This is a genomic window from Novosphingobium sp. (assembly GCF_037133355.1).
Taxonomy (GTDB): domain Bacteria; phylum Pseudomonadota; class Alphaproteobacteria; order Sphingomonadales; family Sphingomonadaceae; genus Novosphingobium.
In genome coordinates this window covers 389012-413174 of record NZ_JBAXOI010000001.1, presented here as the reverse complement: position 1 = coordinate 413174, position 24163 = coordinate 389012, and the positions used below count along the sequence as shown (strand labels likewise).

The 24163-nt window shown below is 67.0% G+C and carries 24 protein-coding genes; 11 read left to right on the top strand and 13 right to left on the bottom strand.

The window, feature by feature from the left end:
* Positions 1-3 precede the first annotated feature (3 nt).
* Complete coding sequence (locus WCL10_RS02060) at positions 4-738, bottom strand: alpha/beta hydrolase (protein WP_336893940.1); 735 nt, start codon at positions 736-738, stop codon at positions 4-6.
* A 149-nt stretch (positions 739-887) separates the two neighbouring features.
* Between WCL10_RS02060 and thrS the strand changes: the two genes are divergently transcribed.
* The 4 genes from thrS (at position 888) to WCL10_RS02040 (ending at position 5050) form a co-directional block, all read left to right on the top strand.
* Entirely contained in the window at positions 888-2882 is a 1995-nt protein-coding gene (gene thrS, locus WCL10_RS02055) for a threonine--tRNA ligase (protein ID WP_336893939.1), read from the top strand.
* A gap of 41 nt (positions 2883-2923) precedes the next feature.
* Positions 2924-3622 carry a sulfite exporter TauE/SafE family protein gene (locus WCL10_RS02050; protein WP_336893938.1) on the top strand — a complete coding sequence of 233 codons (699 nt, stop codon included), beginning with the start codon at positions 2924-2926 and terminating at the stop codon, positions 3620-3622.
* A gap of 69 nt (positions 3623-3691) precedes the next feature.
* Positions 3692-4633: a hypothetical protein gene (locus WCL10_RS02045; RefSeq protein WP_336893937.1), complete on the top strand. Its 942-nt coding sequence runs from the start codon at positions 3692-3694 to the stop codon at positions 4631-4633.
* A gap of 63 nt (positions 4634-4696) precedes the next feature.
* Positions 4697-5050, top strand: a complete 354-nt coding sequence (locus WCL10_RS02040) for a PilZ domain-containing protein (protein ID WP_336893936.1) — start codon at positions 4697-4699, stop codon at positions 5048-5050.
* An 18-nt stretch (positions 5051-5068) separates the two neighbouring features.
* On the opposite strand, the gene WCL10_RS02035 is transcribed toward WCL10_RS02040, so the two are convergent.
* From WCL10_RS02035 to WCL10_RS01995, 9 genes are all read right to left on the bottom strand, one after another.
* Positions 5069-5437 carry an iron-sulfur cluster assembly accessory protein gene (locus WCL10_RS02035; protein ID WP_336893935.1) on the bottom strand — a complete coding sequence of 123 codons (369 nt, stop codon included), beginning with the start codon at positions 5435-5437 and terminating at the stop codon, positions 5069-5071.
* Between the two features lie 94 nt (positions 5438-5531).
* Positions 5532-5999, bottom strand: coding sequence for an SUF system Fe-S cluster assembly protein (locus tag WCL10_RS02030; protein ID WP_336893934.1), 468 nt, complete (start codon positions 5997-5999; stop codon positions 5532-5534).
* Positions 5996-7207: a cysteine desulfurase gene (locus WCL10_RS02025; protein ID WP_336893989.1), complete on the bottom strand. Its 1212-nt coding sequence runs from the start codon at positions 7205-7207 to the stop codon at positions 5996-5998. Before WCL10_RS02025 ends, WCL10_RS02030 begins: the two co-directional genes overlap by 4 nt.
* 35 nt (positions 7208-7242) lie before the next feature.
* On the bottom strand, positions 7243-7977 hold the full coding sequence (locus WCL10_RS02020; RefSeq protein WP_336893933.1) for a SufD family Fe-S cluster assembly protein: 735 nt from the start codon (positions 7975-7977) through the stop codon (positions 7243-7245).
* Positions 7970-8329: a hypothetical protein gene (locus tag WCL10_RS02015; protein ID WP_336893932.1), complete on the bottom strand. Its 360-nt coding sequence runs from the start codon at positions 8327-8329 to the stop codon at positions 7970-7972. Before WCL10_RS02015 ends, WCL10_RS02020 begins: the two co-directional genes overlap by 8 nt.
* Entirely contained in the window at positions 8326-9069 is a 744-nt protein-coding gene (sufC, locus tag WCL10_RS02010; RefSeq protein ID WP_336893931.1) for a Fe-S cluster assembly ATPase SufC, read from the bottom strand. Before sufC ends, WCL10_RS02015 begins: the two co-directional genes overlap by 4 nt.
* Positions 9069-10067: a GNAT family N-acetyltransferase gene (locus WCL10_RS02005; RefSeq protein WP_336893930.1), complete on the bottom strand. Its 999-nt coding sequence runs from the start codon at positions 10065-10067 to the stop codon at positions 9069-9071. The genes sufC and WCL10_RS02005 overlap by 1 nt, the downstream gene beginning before the upstream one ends.
* The gene (gene sufB, locus WCL10_RS02000) at positions 10064-11551 is read right to left on the bottom strand and encodes a Fe-S cluster assembly protein SufB (protein ID WP_336893929.1); all 1488 of its coding nucleotides are present in this window, start codon (positions 11549-11551) and stop codon (positions 10064-10066) included. Before sufB ends, WCL10_RS02005 begins: the two co-directional genes overlap by 4 nt.
* The gene (locus tag WCL10_RS01995; RefSeq protein WP_336893928.1) at positions 11548-11988 is read right to left on the bottom strand and encodes an Rrf2 family transcriptional regulator; all 441 of its coding nucleotides are present in this window, start codon (positions 11986-11988) and stop codon (positions 11548-11550) included. The genes sufB and WCL10_RS01995 overlap by 4 nt, the downstream gene beginning before the upstream one ends.
* A gap of 403 nt (positions 11989-12391) precedes the next feature.
* Between WCL10_RS01995 and WCL10_RS01990 the strand changes: the two genes are divergently transcribed.
* The 6 genes from WCL10_RS01990 (at position 12392) to WCL10_RS01965 (ending at position 18706) form a co-directional block, all read left to right on the top strand.
* Positions 12392-13423, top strand: coding sequence for a quinone-dependent dihydroorotate dehydrogenase (locus WCL10_RS01990; protein WP_336893927.1), 1032 nt, complete (start codon positions 12392-12394; stop codon positions 13421-13423).
* Positions 13424-13434: 11 nt separating this feature from the next.
* Entirely contained in the window at positions 13435-15207 is a 1773-nt protein-coding gene (locus tag WCL10_RS01985) for a gamma-glutamyltransferase family protein (RefSeq protein WP_336893926.1), read from the top strand.
* Positions 15208-15317: 110 nt separating this feature from the next.
* A complete protein-coding gene (locus tag WCL10_RS01980; RefSeq protein WP_336893925.1) occupies positions 15318-17162 on the top strand; it encodes a long-chain fatty acid--CoA ligase in 1845 nt (614 codons plus the stop codon).
* Between the two features lie 25 nt (positions 17163-17187).
* Positions 17188-17958, top strand: a complete 771-nt coding sequence (locus WCL10_RS01975; protein ID WP_336893924.1) for an SDR family oxidoreductase — start codon at positions 17188-17190, stop codon at positions 17956-17958.
* Between the two features lie 113 nt (positions 17959-18071).
* Positions 18072-18323 carry a type II toxin-antitoxin system prevent-host-death family antitoxin gene (locus WCL10_RS01970; protein ID WP_336893923.1) on the top strand — a complete coding sequence of 84 codons (252 nt, stop codon included), beginning with the start codon at positions 18072-18074 and terminating at the stop codon, positions 18321-18323.
* Entirely contained in the window at positions 18320-18706 is a 387-nt protein-coding gene (locus WCL10_RS01965; protein ID WP_336893922.1) for a type II toxin-antitoxin system VapC family toxin, read from the top strand. Before WCL10_RS01970 ends, WCL10_RS01965 begins: the two co-directional genes overlap by 4 nt.
* A gap of 13 nt (positions 18707-18719) precedes the next feature.
* Here WCL10_RS01965 and WCL10_RS01960 read toward each other — a convergent pair whose 3' ends face one another.
* Positions 18720-20726, bottom strand: coding sequence for an alkyl sulfatase dimerization domain-containing protein (locus tag WCL10_RS01960; protein ID WP_336893921.1), 2007 nt, complete (start codon positions 20724-20726; stop codon positions 18720-18722).
* A gap of 224 nt (positions 20727-20950) precedes the next feature.
* Between WCL10_RS01960 and WCL10_RS01955 the strand changes: the two genes are divergently transcribed.
* Positions 20951-22699 (top strand): DEAD/DEAH box helicase, encoded by a 1749-nt coding sequence (locus WCL10_RS01955; RefSeq protein ID WP_336893920.1) that lies wholly within the window; start codon positions 20951-20953, stop codon positions 22697-22699.
* A 3-nt stretch (positions 22700-22702) separates the two neighbouring features.
* On the opposite strand, the gene WCL10_RS01950 is transcribed toward WCL10_RS01955, so the two are convergent.
* Together WCL10_RS01950 and WCL10_RS01945 are read right to left on the bottom strand one after the other, a co-directional pair.
* A complete protein-coding gene (locus WCL10_RS01950) occupies positions 22703-23251 on the bottom strand; it encodes a hypothetical protein (RefSeq protein ID WP_336893919.1) in 549 nt (182 codons plus the stop codon).
* Positions 23252-23407: 156 nt separating this feature from the next.
* Positions 23408-24148, bottom strand: a complete 741-nt coding sequence (locus WCL10_RS01945) for a tRNA (guanine(46)-N(7))-methyltransferase TrmB (RefSeq protein WP_336893918.1) — start codon at positions 24146-24148, stop codon at positions 23408-23410.
* Positions 24149-24163 lie beyond the last annotated feature (15 nt).

The following is a 24163-nucleotide window of genomic DNA, read 5'->3' as shown; positions in this document are numbered from 1 at the left end:
CCTTCAAGCCTGTTCCGGCAATTCGCCCAGTGTGCGCAGCAGCAGCGCGATATCGCCCGGGCGCGAGAGGCGGTGGTCACCGTCCTTGATCAGGAGGACCTGCACATCGGCTGAACGCAGCGCCGCCGCCAGCCGCAACGAGACCTCCCATGGCACATCGGGATCGGCCTGCCCATGGATCAGCCGCACTGGTCCATCGAACGCCACACCGCGTGCCAACAGCAGGCTCTGCTGCCCCGCCTTCCAGAACTTGGCATAAGTCGGCGTCGGCTCGGGGCCATAAGGGTTGTCCTGAAGCAGCGTCTCGCCCCGCGCCAGCAGCGCCTTCTGCGCGGCGTCATAGCCCCAGTCGGTGAAATCGGGCGCGGGCGCGAGGCAGACCAGCGCCGCAACCCTTGCCCCCAAAGCCTCGGCCAGCAGGAGCATGAGCCAACCGCCCATACTCGATCCGCACAGCACCACCCGCTCGATGCCGAGCCCGCCCAGCAGCGCGATCACTTCGTCGCGCCATAGCGGCAGGGACTTCTCGGCGAACACACCCTCGCTTTGCCCGCAGCCGGTATAGTCGAGCAGAAGGCAGGCCCGACCCCGTGCTTCGGCCCAGGCCATGACGGCTTGTGCCTTGCCTCCGCGCATGTCGGACATGTAGCCGGGCAGGAACAGCACCACCGGCCCCTCGCCCGGCAAGTAGCGGTAGGCCATGTTCTCGCCCGAAGGCAGGTTGAAGTGCTGGATCATCCCGCCCTTTTGCCACCTCGGGCCCGGTGGGCAAGGGGCAAGACCCGCCTTGCTGCCCAAACCGGGGCGGACAACAGGCCTTCCGGCGCGGCGCGGTTTCTGCCAAAGCGCGCCTGATCGCCAAACAGGCGAAACCAGCGAGAGCGTCCATGTCCGAAATGTTCAAGATCACCCTGCCTGATGGTTCGTCGCGCGAAGTCGCGCCCGGCACCACCCCGGCGGACATCGCCGCCGCAATCGGCCCGGGCCTGGCCAAGGCCGCCATCGGCGCGCGCGTGAACGGCGAGCTTTTCGACATTACCCGCCCCTTCGAAGGCGACGCCGCGCTTGCGCTCGTTACGGCGCGCGATGAAGCCGATGCGCTCGAACTCGTCCGCCACGATTATGCCCACGTGCTGGCCGAAGCGGTGCAGGCGCTGTTCCCTGGCACGCAGATCACCTTCGGCCCGAGCACGGACGACGGCTTTTATTATGACTTCGCGCCCAAGGACCGCGCCTTCACCGAGGACGACCTCCCCGCGATCGAAGAAGCCATGCGCAAGATCATCGCCGCGGACAAGCCGCTCCGCCGCGAAGTCTGGAGCCGCGCCGATCTGATCGCGCGCTGGCAGGCCGAGGGCGAGACCTTCAAGGCCGAATGGGCCGCCGAACTCCCCGAGAACGAGGAACTCACCGTCTACTGGTCCGGCAGCGACTGGCTCGACATGTGCCGCGGGCCCCACCTCGCTTCCACCGGCAAGCTCGATCCGCAGGCGTTCAAGCTCACGCGCGTCTCGGGCGCGTACTGGCGCGGCGATCAGGCCAACGCGATGCTCAGCCGCGTCTACGGCACCGGCTGGCTCAACAAGAAGCAGCTCGACGCGCACCTCACGCGCCTTGAGGAAGCCGCCAAGCGCGATCACCGCAAATTGGGCGCGGAGATGGACTTGTTCCACCTCCAGCAGGAAGCGCACGGCAGCGTATTCTGGCACCCCAAGGGCTTCCGCATCTACCGCGAACTCGAGGCCTATATGCGCCGTGCCATCGACGGCGCGGGCTACAAGGAGGTCAAGACCCCGCAGGTCATGGACGCGCGCCAGTGGGAGCAGTCCGGCCACTGGGGCAAGTACCGCGAGAACATGTTCGTCATCCCCGACGAGGTGCCAAATACCGAGGACGAGGGTCCGGTGATTTCGGGCGAGGCCGACTGGATGGCCTTGAAGCCGATGAACTGCCCGGCGCACGTGCTGATCTTCCGGCAGGGCCTCAAGTCCTACCGCGAGCTGCCGCTGCGCTTCTACGAAAACGGCTGCTGCCACCGCAACGAGCCGCATGGCGCGCTCCACGGCCTGATGCGCGTGCGCCAGTTCACGCAGGACGACGCGCATATCTTCTGCCGCGAGGACCAGATCGTCAGCGAAGCCCGCGCCTTCTGCGCGCTGGCGGATCGGATCTACAAGGACTTCGGCTTTACCTACGCGATCAAGCTCGCACTGCGCCCCGAGAAGCGCTTCGGCAGCGAGGAGATGTGGGACAAGGCCGAGGAAGAATTGCGCAATGCCGTCATCGAGGCCGGGCTTGCCACTGCCGAATATGGCTGGGAGGAACTCCCCGGCGAGGGCGCGTTCTACGCGCCCAAGCTCGAATGGCACCTGACCGACGCGATCGGCCGCACCTGGCAGGTAGGCACCTTGCAGTCAGACCGCGTGCTGCCCGAACGGCTTGATGCCGCCTATGTCGGTGAGGACGGCGAGAAGCACCGCCCGGTCATGCTGCACCGCGCGATCTTCGGTTCCTACGAGCGCTTCATCGGCATCCTGATCGAGCACTTCGCCGGCCGCCTGCCCGCCTGGCTCGCCCCGGTGCAGGCCGTGGTCGCGACCATTGTCTCCGATGCCGACGACTATGCGCACGAGGCCACCGCCGCGCTGCGCGCCGCCGGCATCCGCACCGAGACCGACACGCGCAACGAGAAGATCAACTACAAGGTGCGCGAGCATTCCTTGCAGAAGGTCCCCTACCTGCTGGTGGTCGGCAAGCGTGAGGCGGAGGAAGGCACTGTCGCGATCCGCACTTTGGGCGAACAGCACCAGAAAGTGATCCCTCTCGCCGAAACCATCGCCCTGCTCAGGAGCGAAGCAACCCCGCCGGACCTGCGGGCCTGATCGCGCTCGATCTTCCGCTGCTCTCGCTGGGGCTTTGCGCGGTGGCGGCCTTTGTGGCCGCCTTCGTGCGCGGCCTTGCAGGTTTTGGCATGGCTATCCTGCTGGTGCCGCTGATCGGCCTCGTGATCCGGCCCGGCGAAGCGGTGGTCGTCTCCAACATGCTCGGCCTGCTGATCGGCCTCGTCGGCGCGCGCAAGGTGTGGAACGTGGGCGAGAAAAGCGCCGGCGTGATCGGCGGTCTCGCCATGCTGATGACGCCGCTGGGCCTCCTCGCGCTCTTCGCCACGCCGCCCGCCGTGGCGCGAGTCGTGATTGCGGCGGTGGCAATCGCCGCTTTCCTGCTGGTGCTCCTGCCCGCAAAGCCCGGGCACGCCCCGGGCGGCGTCGAAACAGGGCTGACCGGCGTTGCAGCGGGTCTGCTCACGGGTTTCGCCGGAATGCCGGGGCCGCCGGTCGTGCCGTATTACCTGCGCCGCCCGATCCCGCGCGAAGTGGCGCGCGCCTCGATGTTCACCGTGTTCCTCCTCACCTCCACCGCCAGCACCGCGGCGGCTCTCGCTCTCGGGCTCGCCTCCTGGCGCGACGCGGTCTTCGCCCTCCTGCTGTTCGGGCCGGTCCTGATCGGCAACCATCTGGGCGGCCTCGCTTTTGGCAAAGTGAGCGATGCACTGTGGCGCGGCTTTGTCGGGCTGCTGCTGGGGGTATCGGGCCTCTTGGCGCTGGTCCGGCTGTTCGGCTGACAAGGTAACCTCAAATAAACCCTCTTCGCCGCATACGTGTCCGCCACAAGGACAGCGGACGGACGCCCGATGACGATCAATTTCCCCGAGCTTGCCCGGCAGGCCGCTGCCGACGGCGCGATCAGCGCCGAGGAAGTGCTGGCGCTGCGCCGCGTCGCCTGGCCCGACGGACGGATCGACGGAGGAGAGGCCGAGGCCATTCTCGCGATCAATGACCTCGTTGCGGAAAAGCCACCCGAATGGACCGACTTTCTCGTCGAGGCGGTGGGTGAATACGTGCTCAATGGCACAGAGCCCAAGGGCTATGTCGCGGATGCGACCGCAGACTGGCTCATCGCCCGGCTCGACCATGATGGCCGCCTCGATTCGCAGGCCGAACTCGAACTCCTCGTGCGCGTGCTTGAAAAGGCGCTTGGCACGCCGGATTCGCTGAAGGCCTATGCGCTCGCCCAGATCGAGCGCGCAGTCCTCACCGGCGAAGGACCGACCCGCAGCGGCGGTGCGCTCGATGCCGGCTCGATCACGGAAGCCGAATGCAATCTGGTGCGGCGCGTGATCTTCGCCAGCGGCGGCGACCGCCCGGCAGCGGTTAGCAAGGCCGAGGCCGAAATGCTTTTCCGTCTCAAGGATGCGACGCTGGGGCAGCCCAATGCGGCTGACTGGCAGCGCCTTTTCGTGCAAGGCGTGGGCAACTACCTGCAAGGCTGGAACAACGCCCGGAGCGTGACGCGCGAACGTGCGGCCGAGCTTGAGAGCTTCATGGCCGACACCTCGACCGGTCTAAGCCGCTTCTTTGGCCGCATGGCCCGCACCGACGCCGCCGCGCTGCGCACTGCCGCACGCGATGTGCTGGGCGGCAGCCAGACGCCCACGCGCGACTTTGCCGCGGAAGCCAGCGCAGAGGCCGCAGTGACCGGGGCCGAGCACTCGTGGCTGCAAAGCCGGATCGATGCCGACGGCCATTCCGATCCGCTGGAAGAAGCGCTGCTCGCCTTCCTCGCCGAAGAGTAAATGCCGCCTTCACCCCGTGTTAGGCATTGAAGGCACAGGAAACGTTTACCCACACCGCTGCATATGGGTCCCGTCGCAATGGGGAAGCACATGCAGGTTCCGGCCAGAATGCTGTCGCAGGGTATCGAGACGGACAACCGCCGTGTGCAGCGCCAGCGCGCGGGCGATCCGATGCACGGCCGCGTCCAGCGCATCTTCGATATCTCGCGCTATGGTTGTCAGATCGAGAGCAACGATCTGACCGACGGGGCCAATGGCCAGTTCGTCGAGATCGATTTCGGCTCGATTGTCACCCGCGCGATCATCCGCTGGTCCGACCGTGCCCGCATCGGCCTTGAGTTCGCGCGGCCGCTCGGCTCGCGTCAGGTCGAAACCCTGATTACCGAACCCGCACCGATCCGCATGCGCAGGCTGTAAGGCCGCAGCCGGCCCACCTCAGACCGTGAAGCTCTCGCCGCAGCCGCAGCTGCCCTTTGCATTGGGGTTCTGGAACACGAAGCCGGCGGTGAAATCGTCTTCCTGCCAGTCCATCGTGCTGCCGATCAGATAGAGCACCGAAGCCCCGTCGATGAAGAATGTGCCGCCGGGCGTATCGATCCGCTCGTCCATCGGATTGGCCGCGTCGACATAGTCAACCGAGTAGGCGAGGCCCGAGCAGCCCCGGCGCGGGGTCGAAAGCTTGACGCCGATCGCCCCTTCCGGCGCGTTCGCCATAAGCTTGGCAACCCGCGCTTCGGCCGAAGGCGTGAGGATCACCGCTGCGGGGCGTTGGCGGACTTTGGGGCGGTTGATGGTCTCGGTCACTGCACTGTCTCCCCCCTCCCGCTTGCGGGAGGGGCCGGGGGTGGGCCTGTTCTATCTAGGGATGCGGCTGGCCCTTGCCCACCCCCAGGCTGGATCACAGCATGCCAAGCTCAAGCTTGGCATCATCGCTCATCTTCTGCGGGTCCCAGGCCGGGTCCCACACCAGATTGACCTCGGCATCGCGCACGCCGGGCACCGCCTCGACGCGCAGTTCGACTTCCGCCGGCATCGATTCGGCCACCGGGCAATGCGGCGTGGTCAGCGTCATCGACACCACGACCGAGCCCTCGGGGCTCACGTCCACGCCGTAGATCAGGCCCAGGTCATAGATATTGACCGGAATCTCGGGATCGAAAATCTCCTTCAGCGCGGCCACCACGCCTTCGTAGATATCGCCCCCCGGCTCGCCCGGCGCGGCGGCGGCTGGCTTTTCGGACAGGAAGCCGTCCAGATAATCGCGCTTGCGCTCCAGCTTTTCGGCAGGCGTTTCCACGGCTTCTTCAACGCGCGCACGGCGCGGCGGCTCGACGCCTTCAACTTCCTCGATTTCGATCCGGCTCATCCGAATATCCTTAAAGTCCGCTCGATGCCGCGCACCAGCGCCGCGACATCGCTTTCATCGCTGTAAATCCCGAAACTCGCGCGCGCCGTTGCCGGGACGCCCAGATGCTCCATGAGCGGCTGCGCACAGTGGTGGCCGGCGCGGATCGCCACGTTCTCCTCGTCGAGGATCGTGCCGAGATCGTGCGGGTGCACACCTTCGAGCGCAAAGCTGACAATCCCGGCGCTATCTTGAGGCCCGAACAGGCGCACTGTATTGATCCGGAGCAGCGCATCGCGCGCCTTGGCGACCAGCCGCGCCTCGTGCGCGTGGATCGCGTCAAGCCCCGCACCGGTCAGGAAATCCGCCGCCGCACCGAAGGCAATCGCCTCGACAATCGCCGGCGTACCCGCCTCGAAGCGCTGCGGCGCGGGGGCCCAGGTCGTCTCGGCAAAGGTGACGCGGTCGATCATCGAGCCGCCGCCCTGCCACGGCGGCATGGCATCGAGCAGCTCGGCCCGTGCCCAAAGCGCCCCGATCCCGGTCGGCCCGTAAAGCTTGTGCGCTGAAAACACATAGAAATCACAGCCCAGAGCGGCGACATCCACCGGCAGCCGCGCCGCCGCCTGGCAGCCGTCCAGCAGAATCCTCGCGCCGACGGCGTGGGCCAAAGCCACCGCGCGCGGCGCATCGAGCACCGAGCCCAGCACGTTGGAGACATGCGCGAAGGCCACCAGCTTGTGCGCCGGGGTCAGCATGCGCTCCGCCGCATCGAGATCGATCTGTCCGTCCTCAGTCAGCGGGCAGACATCGATTTCGAGGCCGGTGTGCGCGCGGATCAGCTGCCACGGCACGATATTCGAATGGTGCTCAAGCTGTGAAAGCAGCACGCGGTCACCCGGCTTGAGGTTCGCAACGCCCCAGCTCTGCGCCACAAGGTTGATCGCCTCGGTGGCCCCACGCGTGAAGACGAGCTCGTGCTCTGCCCCGCCGATGAGCGCCGCCACGGTCCGCCGCGCAGACTCATAGGCAAGCGTCATTTCCGCCGAACGGCTGTAAACGCCCCGATGAACCGTCGCATAATCCGCGCCCATCGCGCGAACCATGGCGTCGATGACACTCTGCGGCTTCTGCGCGGTGGCGGCGGTATCGAGATAGTGCCAGCGCTTGCCCTCGGCATTGACGAGACCGGGCCAAACCGCGGCAAAGTCCCCCTCGCGCTCACCCAGAGCTTGTCGAAGGGGGGAAGAAGAGGCCACTTCGCTCACAGCAAACCCTCCAGCGCTGCGAGCGCTGCCTCGGTCAGCGCCTCGCCCTCGGGCGCGCCGACAAAGGCCTCCGCGATGAACGCATGGAGCATCAGCTTCTTCGCCTCCGCCGGCGGCAGCCCGCGCGATTGCAGGTAGAACAGGCCTTGCGGATCCAGCTCACCCACCGCGCAGCCATGCGCGCACTTCACGTCATCGGCGTAGATTTCGAGTTCGGGCCGCGCATTGGCCGTAGCAGTGCGCTCAAGCAGCATCGCCCGAATTGATTGCTCGCCATCGGTGCCGATCGCCCCGCGCGCGACGTGGACCTTGCCGAGGTAGGTGCCCGTCGCCTGCCCGCCAAGCACCGACCGCACGACCTGGCGGCTCACCGCGTCCGGCGCCATGTGGCGTACTTCGGTCACGATCTCCAGCGTCTGCGTCCCGCCGCCCAGCTGCGCCGCGCCGAAGTGGAACGAAGCACCCCGGCCCAGCGTCGCCGTCACCGCTATCCGCCCATAAGCGGCGCCTGCGTTGAGCACGCGCAGATCAAAGCTCGCACCCTCGTCCAGTGTGATGGCGATCTCGCGCGCTTCGGCGTGTTCGGCACGGGCCATGATCGCCAGCGCCTCGCTTGCACCGGCAGGCACGTGGATTTCCTCCACCGCGACCGGCCATAGCGGCGCCAGTGCGGCCAGATCGGCATAGCGGTAGGCCTCGTCCTTGCGGGTTGGGAGAGCGAGACTAGCCATGCGGCACCTCGCAGCGCACCATGGGGATCGGTGCTTCGGGCATCTTGCTGCCGTTGCGGTCGAGAATGCGCAGCGTCAGGGTCTTGCCGTCCGACCCGAGGCTGTAGTCCGCCGTCAGCAGCACGCCGAAATCATCGTCGCCCTCGCGCACCACGATGTGGCGGGCATCGACGACATCGACTGCCTTTACCACGCCCCAATAATCACCCTCGGTGTTCATCGGCCCGGTCACGATGCGCTTCGCATACTTGTCCGCGCATGCCGCCGCCGAGGGCGCCCATTCGCCGTGGAAGGCTTCCGGCATCGCAGGCGCGGGTGCCGCGGCCGCCGCAAGGGCCAGCAGCAGGCTCATGCCGCAACCGCCTCGTAGCCATGCTCTTCCAGTTCGAGCGCCAGTTCCGGCCCGCCCGACTTCACGATCCGCCCGCCCGCGAGCACATGGACAAAGTCCGGCTTCACGTAATCGAGCAGGCGCTGGTAGTGCGTGATCAGCAGCACCGCCTTGTCGGGCTTGCGCATGATCGCGTTGATCCCCTCGCCGCAGATGCGCAGCGCGTCGATGTCGAGGCCCGAATCCGTCTCGTCGAGGATCGCCAGCTTCGGCGCCAGAATGCCCATCTGCACCATCTCGGCGCGCTTCTTCTCGCCGCCCGAAAAGCCGACGTTCACCGGGCGCTTGAGCATGTCCATGTCGAAGCGCAGCAGCGCGGCCTTCTCCTTGGCGAGCTTGATGAACGCCGCGCCCGAAAGCGGCTCCAGCCCATGCACCTTGCGCTGCGCATTGAGCGCCTCGCGCAGGAACTGCAGGTTGGAAACGCCGGGAATCTCGACCGGATACTGGAAGCCGAGGAACAGCCCCGCTGCCGCGCGTTCGTGCGGCTCCAGCGCGAGCAGGTCCTGCCCGTCGAAGTCCACCGAACCGCCCGTCACTTCATAGCCCGGCCGCCCGCCAAGCGTGTAGCCCAGCGTCGATTTGCCCGCGCCGTTCGGCCCCATTATCGCATGGATCTCGCCCGCGTTGATGGTGAGCGACAGACCCTTGAGGATGGGCTTGTCGGCAACGGTGGCGGAAAGGTTGTCGATTGTGAGCATCAATAGTTCCGGGGTGAGCGCGGCGCGGCGCGCCTGGGGGCAGACCGCTTGGCGCGGCGTTCGGCATGAAGGGCACGCATCGCATCAGAAACGCGCGCGGCAGCGGCGGCAGGATCGGCAAGCACGTCGGCTGCGGCAATGCGCTCCACCCGGTAGCCCACTTCGGTCAGGCTCTTGTCGCGCGCGGAGGTGAAAGCGGCGTCTTCATCGCCATCGATCTCGACCACCAGCATCAGCTGCTTGCAGGCGAAATCGACAACTGCCGAACCGATAACCGCCTGCCGCTTGAAGGTGTAGCCGCCGGTTTCGACGCGGGTGAGAGCGTCGGCCAAGGCTTCCTGCGCCGGACTCGGATTGCGGCGCATCTCGCGCGCGCGCTCGTGCAGGGCATCGAGCCGCGATTCGGAAATCGCCCAGCCGCGCCCCTTCTTCTGCAGGGTTGGCGCATCATCCCCGCCGAAGCGCACCGAAAGTTTGCGCTTTGCCGGTGCCTCGACGGCCAGAGCAAAACGCTTGTGCACGCGGTCCACCGGCGTCCCATCCTTGAGCGGCACGCCCGGTGTGACATCGTGATCGACAAAGCCCTGCTTGGTATAGAACGCGAGGCCGCCGCTGTTGTCGCCGCGTATCGTCGCATTGATCGCGCTGAGGCCGAGTTCGGCCGCGCGCCGGGTGGTCGCCGCGAACAAAGCCGAACCGATCCCGCGCTGCGTGCCGCCGAGGCGCGCGAACGTGCCGATATCACCCACATCCTCGGGCAGGCCGGGATAGCGCCCCAAGGTCTGAAAACCGAGCAGCGTGCCGTCCTCGTCCTCGGCCACGAAGCAGCAGTGCACGTTCGGACCGGTCAGATAAGTCTCGTCCAGCGCCTCGGGCGAAAAGGGCTCCTCCAGCGCGGTGGTCCCGCCCGCCGCGATCACCGCGTTGAGCAGCTCAGCCAGTGCTGGGGCGTCGTCGACCGTTACGGGGCGCACGGTAAGGGTCATCGCTTCGCTCACCCGACCGACCCCTCGAGCGAAATCCCCAGCAGCTTCTGCGCCTCGACGGCAAACTCCATCGGCAGCTGCTGCAGCACTTCGCGCGCGAAGCCGTTCACGATGAGCGCGATCGCATCTTCCTGCGCCAGCCCGCGCTGCATCGCGTAGAAGAGCTGGTCGTCGGAAATCTTGCTCGTGGTCGCCTCGTGCTCGATCGTCGCGCTGGGATTGCGCACCTCGATATAGGGCACCGTGTGCGCGCCGCAGTCTGCGCCGAGCAGCAGCGAATCGCACTGGGTGAAGTTGCGCACGCCCTCGGCCTGCGGGGCAACGCGGACGAGGCCGCGATAGGTGTTGTTCGAGTGGCCCGCGCTGATCCCCTTCGACACGATGGTCGAGCGGGTGTTCTTCCCGTTGTGGATCATCTTGGTGCCGGTATCGGCCTGCTGGTGGTTGTTCGTCACCGCCACTGAATAAAACTCGCCGACCGAGCCCTCGCCGTTGAGCACGCAGCTCGGGTACTTCCACGTCACCGCCGAGCCGGTTTCGACCTGCGTCCACGAAACCTTGCTGCGTGCTCCCTGGCACAGCGCGCGCTTGGTGACGAAGTTGTAGATCCCGCCCTTGCCGTCCGCATCGCCCGGATACCAGTTCTGCACGGTCGAATACTTGATCTCGGCATCATCAAGCGCGACCAGTTCGACCACGGCCGCGTGCAGCTGGTTCTCGTCGCGCTGCGGGGCGGTGCAGCCTTCGAGGTAGGAGACGTAAGCCCCCTTGTCGGCGACGATCAGCGTGCGCTCGAACTGCCCTGTGTTCTCCGCATTTATGCGGAAATAGGTCGAAAGCTCCATCGGGCAGCGCACGCCCTCGGGAATGTAGACGAATGTGCCATCGGAAAAGACCGCGCAGTTCAATGCCGCAAAGTAGTTATCCTGCATCGGCACGACGCGGCCAAGCCACTTGCGCACGTGCTCGGGATATTCGCGAATCGCCTCGCTGATCGAGCGGAAGATCACCCCTGCCGCTTCGAGCTCCTTGCGGAAGGTCGTCGCAACCGAAACGCTGTCGAACACCGCATCGACCGCCACTTTCCGCGCGCCCTCCACGCCCGCGAGCACTTTCTGCTCCTCGAGCGGAATGCCGAGCTTCTCGTAGATGCGCAGGATCTCGGGATCGACTTCGTCAAGGCTGCCGAGCTTGGGCTTCACCTTGGGCGCGGCCCAGTAATAGGCCTCCTGGTAGTCGATCGGCGGAATGCTGAGCTTGGCCCAGTCCGGAGTCGGCATGGTCAGCCAATGGCGATAAGCCTTGAGCCGCCACTCCAGCATCCACTCCGGCTCGTCCTTCTTGGCCGAGATGTAGCGGACCGTGTCTTCGGAAAGGCCCTTGGGCCCGTATTCCTGCTCGATGTCGGACGACCAGCCATGCTCATAGTCCGCCACGCGGGCCGCAGCATCGCGCGCGGCCTGGTCCTTGATCTCGATGCCGGTATCCTCGCTCATGCCGGGGCTCCTGCCGGAACAGGCCGTGCCAGCTGAATGAGCGAAACACCCGCCAGCGCGCCGCGCAGCGCTTCGTCCACCATCGGCCAATGCGGACGCACGGTGCATTCGGCTTCCAGCGTGCAATCATGGCGGCCATGCACGCTGCACGGCGCCAGCGCGATCGGCCCTTCGACCGCCTCGACGATATCGGCCAGCGTGATCGCGGCTGCCGGACGCGCCAGCTTGAGCCCGCCGCCAAGGCCTCGCACGGACTTGAGCAGCCCTGCGGCCGATAGCTTGCTGACAAGCTTCTGTACCGTTGGCACCGGCAATCCGGTTTCGTCGGCCAGCTGCTGCGCCGAAACGCGCGCGCTGCCGGCGCCATGGCGGCCACAATGGCGCGCGGCGGCGCTCATCGTCACCACGGCATAGTCGGCCATGCTCGAAAGTCGCATCGCGTGTTCCCGGATTGCGCCCGATATGAAATCGGACTGATCTGCTCCGGTTATCTAGGCGCCTCGGCGCGCGAGCGCAAGGCGTCCCGGGTAAGGGGCGGGCGTACCCCTCGCGAGCACAAAAAAAGGCGGCCGTGCCAGGGCACGAGCCGCCATAAAGTCGAGAACTCGATTGCATTTCTGCAACGAGCCCTTCGGGTCGCAAGGGTCTGTTAGGTCACCGTCATCGCGAAGAATTGTACGGATTCGACAAAATCGGTGGCAGGGGTGCAACAGGCCGAGGAATTCGATGCTTAACTGTGGGTTAACCGACAATCTGATTGCAATTGCCGCTTGGCGCCCGGGTCGCCGGCGGCAATAGAACCGCTGCCCTTGCACGGGGCGCTTAGGGAAACGCGAAAGCATGCTCTACTCGATTTGCCGCCCCCTGCTGTTTCGCATTCCCGCCGAGTCTGCCCACCGCCTGACGATTGCCGCACTGGCCCGCGCACCGCGCAGCACCAATGCCGCACCGCAGCCGCTGCTGTGCCAGCGAGTCGCCGGCCTGGTCTTTCCCAATCCCGTCGGCATCGCCGCCGGGTTCGACAAGAACGGCGAAGTGCCCGATGCGCTGCTCGGCCTTGGCTTCGGCTTTGTCGAGGCTGGCACCGTCACGCCCCGCCCGCAGGAGGGCAATGCCAAGCCGCGCCTGTTCCGTCTGGTGGAGGACAAGGCCGTCATCAACCGCATGGGCTTCAACAATGCCGGGGCCGACGTGGTGGCCGCCCGTCTGGCCGCACGCGGCGGCAGGCCCGGCGTGGTCGGCGCCAACATCGGCGCGAACAAGGATTCTCCCGATCGAATCGCCGACTATGCGGCGATGACGCGAATCATGGCCCCGCTCGCCAGCTACCTCACGGTCAACATCAGTTCGCCCAATACGCCGGGCCTGCGCGCGCTGCAGGATCCCGCCGCCCTCGCCGATCTGCTCGACGCGGTGATCGAGGCGCGGGGGCCGCATCCTGCCCGCCTGTTCCTCAAGCTCGCGCCCGATCTCACTTCGACAGATATCGACGCGATCTGCCGAATCGCGCTCGACAAGCGGCTCGATGCGCTGATCGTTACCAACACCACGATCACCCGCCCGCCGCTGCGTTCGGAACTGGCGAGCGAGGCGGGCGGCCTTTCGGGGGAGCCGCTGCGCGCCCTCGCGCTCAAGGTGCTGCGCGATTTCCGCGCTGCCACAGGCGGCGCGATTCCGCTGATCGGCGTGGGCGGCATTGCCAGCGCGGACGACGCCTGGGAGCGCATCCGCGCCGGAGCCAGCCTGATCCAGCTCTACAGCGCGCTGGTCTATGAAGGACCGGGCCTCGTGCGCCGGATTGTCGAGGGTCTTGCGAAACGTGTCAGCGCCGAAGGCATGAGCAGCATTGCCGAGGCGGTCGGCAGCGCATAACGCTCATGCTCATGGCTTCCCGCTTCCTCCGCTCGCTCGCGCCTGCCGCGCTTCTTGTCTTCGCCCAGGCCTGCGCGCCGCTGCCCAATGCCGCGCGTCCCGTGGCTGCGCTGGCGCCTGCCGCTGCCGGCGCGTCAGCCAATAGCGGCGTGGTTTCCGCCGCCGACCCGCGCGCTGCGGCGGCGGGGGCGGAAATGCTGCGCCTTGGCGGCTCGGCCACCGACGCCGCGATCGCTACCATGCTCGCGCTCACCGTGGTTGAGCCGCAAAGCTCCGGCATCGGCGGCGGGGGCTTCCTCGTTACCGGCGATGCAGGCGGCAAGGTCGAAAGCTTCGACGGGCGCGAGATGGCGCCGGCTGCCGCCACCCCGCAATGGTTTTTCGTGAACGGCCAGCCGCTCGATCACCGCGACGCGGTTCCCGGTGGGCGCAGTGTTGGCGTACCAGGCAATCTGCGGCTTGCCGCCATGGCCCACGCCCGCCACGGCAAGCTGCCTTGGCGCGTGCTGTTCGGCCCGGCGATCCGCCTTGCGGGTGACGGGTTTGCCATCACCCCGCGCCTTGCCAGCACCCTCGCCATGGCGAGCGAAATCGCCGCACTCGATCCCGCGGGCCGCGCCCTGTTCTTCGGGGCAGACGGCGCGCCGCTCCCTGTCGGCACCATGGTGCGCAATCCCGCGCTTGCCGAGTTCCTCGGCAAGGTCTCGGTGCTCGGGGCCGACAGCTTTTACAACGGTGAGAACGCCCGCGCCATTGCCGCGAAGGTCGGCACCGCTCCGCGCAATCCCGCACCGATGAGTACCGCCGATGTTGCCGCCTACAAGGCCGTTCCGCGTGATCCGGTCTGCGGGCGCTACCGCGTCTGGCGCGTGTGCACCATCGGCCCGCCCTCCGGCGGCGGCGTGCTCGTGCTTCAGACGCTGGGCATGCTCGAGCGCTTTGACCTGAAAGCGCTCGGCCCCACATCGCCCACCGCCTGGCACCTCATTGCCGAGGCCGAACGGCTCGCCTCAGCCGATCGCGACATGTACCTTGCTGACCCTGATTTCGTCGCAGTGCCGCTGAAGGGTCTCACCGATCCCGCCTATCTCGCAGCCCGCTCCGCGCTGATCTCGGACAAGGCGGCAATGAACACGGCTACTGCCGGCAAGCCCGCCGGCGCCACCGACAGCTTCGCCATGGCTGGTCCGGTGCCCGAATACGGCACCACGCATTTCGTCGCGGTCGACCGCTGGGGCAATGCGGCGAGCTATACCTCCACAATCGAGAGCGCGTTCGGCTCAGGCCTCGTGGTCCACGGCTACTATCTCAACAACGAGCTGACCGACTTCAACATTGCGCCGGACCGTGATGGCAAGCCGACTGCCAACCGTGTCGAGGGCGGCAAGCGGCCGCGCAGTTCGATGAGCCCGGTCGTGGTCTATGGCCCAGACGGCCATGTGCGCCTGATCGCGGGCGCTGCGGGCGGGTTCACCATCCCGCCGCAGGTGATCCGGGTGCTCATCGGTACGCTCGACTGGAACCTCCCCGCGCGCGAGGCGATCACGCAAGGGATCGTCATGCCCGGCCCCGGCGTGCTCGCGGTCGAGGCGGGCACGCCGCTCGCCGCCATGGTCCCTGCGTTGGAGGCACTTGGCCACACCAAGGTCGTCGCGATGCCGATGCGCCTCAAGGCCAATGCCATCGAATGGGTCTCCGGCCCCGATTCGGCCGGCAACCAGAACGGTGGCCACTGGGTCGGCGCCGCCGATCCGCGCAGTGAGGGCGCTGCCGCCTCCCCTTAGGACCATATCCACAGCCCCGCTTGCCCTTCCGCTACGGCGTCCCTAGTTTCCGGCCCCAAACAAGGGGCCGCTCGCAGGCGGACCCCATCGGGCCAGGGGATCATCGCGCCGTGCAGCTTTCCGACTTCGCGTCCTATCCAAACCTCGTGGCCATGTTCCTCGATCGGGCCGAGTTCTTCGGCGACCGGCCGTTCCTGTGGGCCAAGCGAGGCGGCGCATGGCATTCGCAAAGCTGGCGCGAGGCGGCGGACCAGGTCTGCCTTCTGGCTGAAGCGCTGCGCGGTCTCGGCCTTGATCCGGGCGACCGGGTCGTTCTCGTTTCGGAAAACCGCCCCGAATGGTGCATCGCCGATCTCGCGATCATGGCCGCCGGGCTCGTCACCGTGCCCGCATATGTCACCAACACCGAACGCGACCACCTTCACGTTCTCGAGAACTCGGGCGCACGCGCGGTCGTGGTCTCCAATGCCAAGCTCGCGCAGCCGCTGCTCACCGCCTGCCTCAGCGCGGCACCGGTGCGGCATATCATCGGCATCGAACCGCTGCGCCGCATGCAGTCTGAGCGCATCACTTTTCACGAATGGTCCGCGCTCACTTCGGGCGATGCCACTTCGGCGCGCCTCTCGGTCGGCGCGCGTATCGCCGCGATCGGGCGCGGCGATACCGCCTGCATCATCTACACCAGCGGCACCGGCGGCGCCCCGCGCGGGGTGTGCCAGCACCACGGCGCGATCCTGTGCAATGTCGATGGCGCTGCACATGTCGTGGCCGAGGATCTGAGCTGGGACACCACCGGCCGCGAGACCGAAGCGTTCCTATCCTTCCTCCCCCTCAGCCATGCCTACGAGCATTCCGGCGGCCAGTTCCTGCCCATCGGCCTCGGCGCGCAGATCTATTATGCCGAAGGCCTCGAAAAGCTCGCCAGCAACATCGAGGAAACCCGCCCCACCCTCATGGTGGTCGTGCCACGCCTGTTCGAAGTGCTGCGCGCCCGCATCATGAAACAGGTCGAAAAGCAGGGCAAGCTGCCGAACTACCTCATGGCCCGGGCACTGGCGATCGGCGCGCGCAAGGCAGACGGCAGCGCCAATATCCTGCTCCGGATCATCGATGCGCCGATGGATTTCTTCATCGAGCGCACCTTGCGCCCCAAGATCCGCCAGCGCTTCGGCGGGCGGCTCAAGGCGCTTGTCTCGGGCGGCGCGCCGCTCAATCCCGATGTCGGCCTGTTCTTTGATGCGATGGGCCTCACCATGCTGCAGGGTTACGGCCAGACCGAGGCCGGCCCCGTGATCAGCTGCAACCGGCCCCGCGTCGGCCTCGCGATGGACACCGTCGGCCCCCCGCTGCGCGGTGTCGAGGTCAAGATCGCCGACGACGGCGAAATCCTCGTGCGCGGCGAGCTCGTCATGCACGGCTACTGGCAGAACCCCGCCGAAACCTTGCGCGCCATCCCGCAGGATGGACCGCAGGCCGGCTGGCTCCACACCGGCGATATCGGGCACTTCGATGCGAAGGGCCGCATCAAGATCACCGACCGCAAGAAGGACATGATCGTCAACGACAAGGGCGACAATGTCTCCCCCCAGCGCATCGAGGGCATGCTCACGCTTCAGCCCGAAATCGGCCAGGCCATGGTTTCGGGCGACAAGCGGCCCTATATCGTCGGCCTGATCGTGCCCGATGGCGAATGGGCGCTGGAATGGTCGCGCGCGCAGGGCGAGAAATTCGACCTCGCCGCCCTGCAGGATCTCCCCGCCTTCCGCACCGCCATCCGCACGGCGGTGGACCGGGTGAACAAGGACCTCTCGGTGATCGAAAAGGTCCGCCAGTTCACTTTCGCGGACGAAGCCTTCACCATCGACAACGAGGAAATGACCCCCTCGATGAAGATCCGCCGCCACAAGATCAAGGAACGCTACGGCGCAAGGATCGACGCGCTGTACAAGGGGTAAGCGGCCACAAACAGGGATCGGCATCATGTCCACAGCTTCCACACTCGGCACGGAAGGTGTCGCCCTGATTGTCGGCGCCGGGCCAGGCATTTCCGCCAGCTGCGCGCGGCTCTTTGCGGAAAGCGGTTTTGCCGTTGCCCTAGCCGCACGCAATCCGAGCAAGCCCGAGCTCAAGGCGTTAGAAGCCTCGCACGGGACCAGAACCTTCGGCTGCAATGCCGCGAGCGCGGACGATGTCGCCACCCTGTTCCGCGATGTGGAAGCGCAACTCGGCCGCCCGGTACTGGTGGTCCACAATATCGATGGCCGCATCGCGGAGGTGTTCCAGAAGCCGGTCAACACCGTCTCGCCCGATGCCGTATGGGCCACGCTCCACAATGCCGCCTACAGTGCTTTCCTTGTCGGCCAGCTGGCCGCGCAGGCGATGCTGGAAAACGCGCCGGGGCCCAATGGCGGCAAGGGCACTTACATCATCACCAACGCCAGCGCCGCGCTCAAGGGATTTCCCAAGGGTGCCGCTTTCGCGATGGCCTGCCAAGCCAAGGCCGGGCTGGCCGAAAGCATGGCGCGCGAGCTTGGGCCGCAGGGCATTCACATCGTCAACGTGCCCATCGATTGCGCCATTGGCCGCCTGCAGGACAACGGCACCCGCGCCCATTGGCTGGCGGGCGAGACCGTGGACGACAACATGGCCGATCCCGATCGCATCGCCGAAGTCTACCTTCAGCTCCACCGCCAGCACCGCTCGACCTGGACCAACGAAGTCGTGCTGCGCCCCTGGACGGAAAAATGGTAAGCGCCTGAGCGAGCTTGCGTTGCCGTCTCCCTCGGATCCGACACGCTACCGAGCTCCCCTTGCCGACCATGGCATAACGGACTAAGTTTAACGGACTAAGTCCGGAGTCCGCCATGCCGACCGTCAACATGCACGAAGCCAAGACGCAGCTTTCAAAGCTCGTGGCCCGCGCCGCAGCGGGTGAGGACATCATTATTGCCAAGGGCGGCAAGCCCGCTGCGCGGCTCGGCCCGCTGGAAGAAGCGCCGAAGAAGCGCAAGCTCGGATGGCTGCAAGGCCAGATCGATGCACCGAACGATATCAAGGCACCGTTCGAGGACGAAATCGAGGCCATGTTCGGCGACCGCGCTGACAAGTTCGCATGAAGCTTCTGCTCGATACCCGCTTGCTCATCTGGACCGCAGGTGCCCCGGAAAAGCTGAGCAAGAAAGCCCGCAAGCTGATCGAGGATCGCGACAACGAGATCGCCTTCAGCGCAGTGAGCATCTGGGAAATCGCGATCAAGTACGCACTCGATCGGCCGGACTTCAACGTCGATCCGCACCTTGTCCGGCGCGGCTGCCTCGACAATGCCATGACCGAGATGGCGATGACGAGCGCGCACGCCATCACCACTGCCACGCTTCCGCCGATCCACAAGGATCCGTTCGATCGCCTGCTCGTGGCGCAGGCCATGGCGGAAGGCGTCACGCTGCTCACGGCAGACAAGACGATCGCTCAGTATCGCGGGCCGATCAGGCTCGTCTGAGGCGCCCGCCCGCTCACGGCTCCACGATATTGAACGCCCCCGGCATCGGATCGAGCGCTGCGAGCCAGGCCTCCACTGCCGCGCGGTCGCCCTCGACCTTGAGCCCCGCCATTTCCAGCTGCGCCAGCGGCAGTTTCAGAAACAGCAGACCCAGCAGCAGGCGGCGCGGGCCGGTCAGCGTCGCCTGAACATCGCTCGCCGCGCTCATCCGCGCCAGCATGGTCGTGCCGGTCAGTTCAATCGCCGCCGTCTCACCGCGCTCGGGCATCACGAGGTTGATCGCCATGTGCCGCCCGGCAAGTTTTGCCGGATCGATCCGGGTCGCGGCCGAATCGAGCAGGAGCTGCGTCGGCACTGCCGCGATCAGGTCCTGGCTCTGCGTCGATGCGGCCGAGGCGATGCGCCCGTGACGCAGTTCGTTCGCCGCGGCAAGGAACTGGTTGCGCCAGATCGCGCTCTCCGCTTGATAACCCTGCTGTTCGTAGCTGTCGGCCAAGGCCGCGCGGGCCACCTTGTTGGCAGGATCGGCAAAGACCGCCGCGTTCAGCAATTCGGAGGACCAGCGGTAGTCCCCCGCTTTCATGGCGGCTTTCGCCTGCACCAGCACTTTGGCCGTCCCGCCGATCGCTGCAACCAGCCGCTTCGCCCGCTCCACCGGCGGCCAGGGGTTGAGGTTGGCCGGCACCGCATCATACCAGCCGAGGTAGAACTGATAGACCGCTTTCGCGTTGTGGCTGTATGTGCCGTAGTAGCCGTGGTTGAACCAGTCTGCCGCCAGCGCGGGCGGCTGCACCAGCGCTTCGGCGATTTCCGCCGGATTCTCACCCCGATTCATGAGCCGCACGGTCTGGTCATGAAGCAGGCGGTAGTTGTCGCGCTGGCTCGCCAGCATCCGGCTCACTTCTGCCTGCCCGAAGCGCGGCCAGCAATGGCTCGAGATCACCGACTCGCTGCGCCCGCCATAGAGCCGCAGCGCCTCGTCGAGGAAGCCCGCCCAGGCATGCGCATCGCGCACCTTGGCGCCGCGCGGGGTGAGGATATTGTGGAGCGAACAAGTGCTCATCTCGGCAGACAGCAGCACCTTTTGCCCTGGCAGATAGAGATTGAGCTCGCTCGGCGCCTCGCTGCCTGAAACGATCTGGAACTCCATGGCAACGCCGTCGACGCTGCGGGTCTCGCCGGTGCGGCTGATCGTGTCGGTGGGGGCGATCAGCGTGATCGTCCCGCCCGAAACTCCGAGCCCGATACCGCTGCCCATCTGCCCTTGCGCGCCCGGCGCAAGACCCCCGCCGAACTGGTAGTTGGCGCGCCGCCCCATCGCGCCGCCAGCCATGATGTTCTCGCTCGCGGCCTCGGCGATGAACTGTGCGGGCGCGAGTACCGGCACCTTGCCCGCCAGCACGTCCGCCTCGGCCACCACGCCGCGCACACCGCCAAAGTGGTCGGCATGGCTGTGGCTGTAGATCACCGCCGCAACCGGCCGAGTGCCGAGTTTGGCGTTGACCAGCGCCAAGGCAGCAGCAGCCGTCTCGCTGCTGGTAAGCGGATCGACGAGGATCCAGCCGGTCTGACCGCGAATCACGGTCATGTTCGCAACATCGAAGCCGCGCACCTGCCAGACTCCATCGGCCACGGCGAACAGGCCGTGGCGGCGCAGCAGTGCCACCTCGCGCCAGAGCGAGGGATTGACGCTCGCGGGGGGGTCCCCGGCCATCCAGTCATAGGCGGCAAGGTTCCACACCGGCTTGCCGTCAGCCTTGTGGATCAGCGGATCAGCCGCGGTGCCGAGGAACCCGCGGTCGGCAAACTCCGCATCGCGCCCATCCTCACCTGGCAGCGCGGCGGCGGCCGCCTTCTGCGCGACGATCGTGGCGGGGCTGGGCGGCTTGGCCGCAAGCGCCGGATCACCCGAAGCCGCCGGTGCAGGCTGGGCCGCTGCGAGCGGCAGATGGCCGACGGCCCATACCGCCATGGCCGCCAGGGCAAGCCGGTTGACCCGGCCACGCGCTATCGGGGGCATATCGTCCTCTCCTTGTGTCTTCTTATGCCCCAAGCTTGTCCCCTTGCGCCCCGCCTGACAAGGGGCGGTTCTGCGGTTCATCCTCAGTGTCCGCGCCCCTTTGCAAAGAAGGCAAGCCAAACCGCTCCGATTGCTCTAAGGGGGCCGCTTCTCCCGGCGCGGGGGTCTGGCCGCTCTGGTCGCCGCCGCATGCCCGGGCGCCTTTCCTGCCCCAAGCGAGACGTATGCCTTTTTCCCAGCTCCCCCCCGTTCTCGGCGCTGCCGTGGCCGAACGCGGCTATGCCGCTCCCACCCCGGTTCAGGCCGCCGTGCTCGAAAGCACCGCTGCGGGCCGCGATCTTGTCGTTTCGGCACAGACCGGCTCGGGCAAGACTGTAGCCTTTGGCCTTGCCATGGCTGCAGAACTGCTCGGCGGGGAAGACCGCCTGCCTCCCGCCGGAGCCCCGCTCGCGCTGGTAATCGCGCCTACGCGCGAACTTGCGCTGCAGGTGAGCCGCGAACTCATGTGGCTCTATGAAAAGACCGGCGCGCGCATCGCCACCTGCGTCGGCGGCATGGACGCCTCGCGCGAACGGCGTGCGCTCGGCTATGGCACGCATATCGTCGTCGGAACGCCCGGCCGCCTGCGCGATCACCTCGAACGCGGCGCGCTCGATCTTGGCTCGCTGCGCGTCGCCGTGCTCGACGAGGCCGACGAGATGCTCGACATGGGCTTTCGCGAAGACCTTGAGGCGATCCTCGATGGCACTCCGGCCACTCGCCGCACGATGCTCTTCTCCGCAACCATGCCCGCTCCGATCGTTGCGCTCGCCCGCCGCTACCAGCGTGATGCGCTGCGCATCTCGACCGTCACCGAAGAACGCGGCCACGGTGATATCGACTACCAGGCGATGGCCGTCGCTCCCGCCGATATCGAGAACGCGGTGGTCAATCTGCTGCGCCTGCACGAGGCGGAGACCGCGATGCTGTTCTGCGCCACGCGCGACAATGTCCGCCGCCTCCACGCCAGCCTCGTCGAACGCGGCTTTGCCGCCGTCGCGCTTTCGGGCGAGCACAGCCAGAACGAGCGCAACCAGGCGCTCCAGGCGCTGCGCGACCGCCGTGCCCGCGTCTGCGTCGCGACCGACGTCGCCGCGCGCGGGATCGATCTGCCCACGCTCAGCCTCGTCGTCCATGTCGAGCTTCCGCGCGATGCCGAAACGCTCCAGCACCGCTCGGGCCGCACCGGGCGCGCCGGCAAGAAGGGCACCGCCGTGCTGATCGTGCCCTATCCGCGCCGCAAGCGGGTCGAGGCCATGCTGCGCGGCGCGCGCATCCCGGCGCAGTGGGTGCAGGCCCCCTCCGCCGCCGACATCCGCACCGCCGATAACGAGCGCATGATGGCCGCACTGCTCGCGCCCGTGGAAGCGAGTGAGGAAGACCGCGCGCTCGCCGTCCGTCTTCTTGCCGAACGCAGCCCCGAGGATATCGCCGCAGCGCTGGTGCAAGTCCACCGCTCGCGCCTGCCTGAACCCGAGGACCTGATGAGCGGCAACGATGCCGGCCCGCCCGCGCAGCGCGAGCCGCGCGCCGGGTTCGAGCAGAGCACCTGGTTCCGCGTCAACATCGGCCGCGCCCAGAATGCCGATCCGCGCTGGATCCTGCCGCTGCTTTGCCGCCGCGGCCATGTCAGCCGCACCGAGATCGGCGCGATCCGCATCACCGGGGATGAAACGCTGTTCGAAGTTCCGACCGCGATCGCCGGGCGCTTCCATGATGCGGTGCGCCGCACGGCCGAGGATGCCGACGAGTTCGAGATCACGGTGGTCGATGGCAAGCCGCGCGACGAAGCCAAGGGTCGCCGCCGCGACAACGCGCGGCCGGTCCATGCGCCCAAGCCTTATCGCCACCCGGCGCGCGGGGAGGCCGGCAAGCCGGCCAAGACCCCGCATCGCAAGGGCACCTGGCGGGCAAAGCCCGACCGCGCGAAGTAGACCTCAGGCCGCGTCTTCGAGCTCGACGAATTCCGGGAAGAACCTCGGCGGTCGCGGCGACCAGCCGGGCGCGGTTGCAGCCGCTTCGCTGATCGACTGGAGCAGCGCCTTGCGCCGGTCTGGCCGGATATGCGGCAGCGCTGCTGCTCCGCAGAACGCGCCCGGCAGCCATGGCCGCGCCTCGGCGCCGAGCAGTCGTTCGTAGAGAAAGCGGTAGGCCGAGAAGCTTTCGAGCCGCCCTTGAGCGAGATCGAACGTCGTGACGCGCAGCAGCGGGCCCATCACGCTCTCGAGGTCGTCAAGGCGGACGTGCTCGCTGCTCTCGGTTTCACCTTTCAGCAGGCCGCGCAGCAGCTTGAGGTCCTGATAGATCACGTATTGCGTGCGGATCGAGGCGGCTTCGGCAGGGCCGCGCGCCCACCGGCGGAAGGCATCGTGGCGGCCGAGTCCGACATCGAGGCTGCGCCGGATATAGCGCTGCTCGCACGGCGAAAATCCGGCGAACTCCCGCAATTCGGAGAGAATGGTCTGCGCTGTCTCGGTCTGGCCCATGGCCCCCTCGCTCCGCTTTCCGCCCGGCGATCCTGTCGCCGCCTGGCCTGTCCGAAAGCTACGCAAACTTGGTTATGAAGCGGTTAACTGGTTAATGCGCGAAAGGGATGCGGGCCGCGTCAAGGTTCCGGCAGGTAGTCACCTCCCCCACCCGGTTCAGGCGGGCGCGGCGGTGCGCCGATAACGGAAGTACCAGACCTCGTGCCCCTGCGCGCGGGCCTTGGCCTCGTAGCGGGTTTCGGGCCAGCCGCCCGGGCGTTTCTGGAAATCGGCGGGGCTCTGCGCCAGCCAGTCGAAGCGGGCGGTGTGGCGGCGCATCACCATGAGCGCGTGGCGCAGATAGACCGGGTGATCGGTGCCGAAGCGGAATTCGCCCCCGGCCTTGAGCTTGCGCGCGATGAGCTCGACCGGCCCGTCGTTCATCATCCGCCGCTTGGCGTGGCGTGCCTTGGGCCAGGGATCGGGGTGGAGCAGGTAGACGAACGAGAGCGCGCCATCTGGCACACGCGCGAGGACTTCCAGTGCATCGCCGTGGTGGATGCGCACGTTGCGGATCGGCATGCCGGTGGCGCTGCCATCAGACCCGCGCCCGCCGTCCACATGCACCAGCGCCTGCGCCACGCCGTTCAGAAAGGGCTCGGCGCCGATGAAGCCGTGATCGGGCAACATGTCGGCGCGCCCCGCCATATGCTCGCCGCCGCCAAAGCCGATCTCGAAATGGAGCGGACAATCGCGCCCGAACAGCGCCAGCGCGGTAACCGGTCCTTCGGCGGGCACAGCGATCTGTGGCAGGAGGCTGTCGATCAGCGCCTGCTGGCCCGCGCGCAGCGGCTTGCCCTTGGCGCGGCCATAGAGGCGGTTGATGGTGAGCGGATCGCCCGGCTTGTGCGCGGTCATGGTGCGGGCCTCTGG

What these genes read in the sequence shown, in the direction of transcription:
- WCL10_RS02060 (WP_336893940.1), bottom strand. Translation starts at nt 738, where the DNA reads ATGATCCAGCACTTCAACCTGCCTTCGGGCGAGAACATGGCCTACCGC.
- thrS (WP_336893939.1), top strand. Translation starts at nt 888, where the DNA reads ATGTCCGAAATGTTCAAGATCACCCTGCCTGATGGTTCGTCGCGCGAA.
- WCL10_RS02045 (WP_336893937.1), top strand. Translation starts at nt 3,692, where the DNA reads ATGACGATCAATTTCCCCGAGCTTGCCCGGCAGGCCGCTGCCGACGGC.
- WCL10_RS02040 (WP_336893936.1), top strand. Translation starts at nt 4,697, where the DNA reads ATGGGTCCCGTCGCAATGGGGAAGCACATGCAGGTTCCGGCCAGAATG.
- WCL10_RS02030 (WP_336893934.1), bottom strand. Translation starts at nt 5,999, where the DNA reads ATGAGCCGGATCGAAATCGAGGAAGTTGAAGGCGTCGAGCCGCCGCGC.
- WCL10_RS02020 (WP_336893933.1), bottom strand. Translation starts at nt 7,977, where the DNA reads ATGGCTAGTCTCGCTCTCCCAACCCGCAAGGACGAGGCCTACCGCTAT.
- WCL10_RS02015 (WP_336893932.1), bottom strand. Translation starts at nt 8,329, where the DNA reads ATGAGCCTGCTGCTGGCCCTTGCGGCGGCCGCGGCACCCGCGCCTGCG.
- sufC (WP_336893931.1), bottom strand. Translation starts at nt 9,069, where the DNA reads ATGCTCACAATCGACAACCTTTCCGCCACCGTTGCCGACAAGCCCATC.
- sufB (WP_336893929.1), bottom strand. Translation starts at nt 11,551, where the DNA reads ATGAGCGAGGATACCGGCATCGAGATCAAGGACCAGGCCGCGCGCGAT.
- WCL10_RS01995 (WP_336893928.1), bottom strand. Translation starts at nt 11,988, where the DNA reads ATGCGACTTTCGAGCATGGCCGACTATGCCGTGGTGACGATGAGCGCC.
- WCL10_RS01990 (WP_336893927.1), top strand. Translation starts at nt 12,392, where the DNA reads ATGCTCTACTCGATTTGCCGCCCCCTGCTGTTTCGCATTCCCGCCGAG.
- WCL10_RS01985 (WP_336893926.1), top strand. Translation starts at nt 13,435, where the DNA reads ATGGCTTCCCGCTTCCTCCGCTCGCTCGCGCCTGCCGCGCTTCTTGTC.
- WCL10_RS01975 (WP_336893924.1), top strand. Translation starts at nt 17,188, where the DNA reads ATGTCCACAGCTTCCACACTCGGCACGGAAGGTGTCGCCCTGATTGTC.
- WCL10_RS01970 (WP_336893923.1), top strand. Translation starts at nt 18,072, where the DNA reads ATGCCGACCGTCAACATGCACGAAGCCAAGACGCAGCTTTCAAAGCTC.
- WCL10_RS01965 (WP_336893922.1), top strand. Translation starts at nt 18,320, where the DNA reads ATGAAGCTTCTGCTCGATACCCGCTTGCTCATCTGGACCGCAGGTGCC.
- WCL10_RS01960 (WP_336893921.1), bottom strand. Translation starts at nt 20,726, where the DNA reads ATGCCCCCGATAGCGCGTGGCCGGGTCAACCGGCTTGCCCTGGCGGCC.
- WCL10_RS01955 (WP_336893920.1), top strand. Translation starts at nt 20,951, where the DNA reads ATGCCTTTTTCCCAGCTCCCCCCCGTTCTCGGCGCTGCCGTGGCCGAA.
- WCL10_RS01950 (WP_336893919.1), bottom strand. Translation starts at nt 23,251, where the DNA reads ATGGGCCAGACCGAGACAGCGCAGACCATTCTCTCCGAATTGCGGGAG.
- WCL10_RS01945 (WP_336893918.1), bottom strand. Translation starts at nt 24,148, where the DNA reads ATGACCGCGCACAAGCCGGGCGATCCGCTCACCATCAACCGCCTCTAT.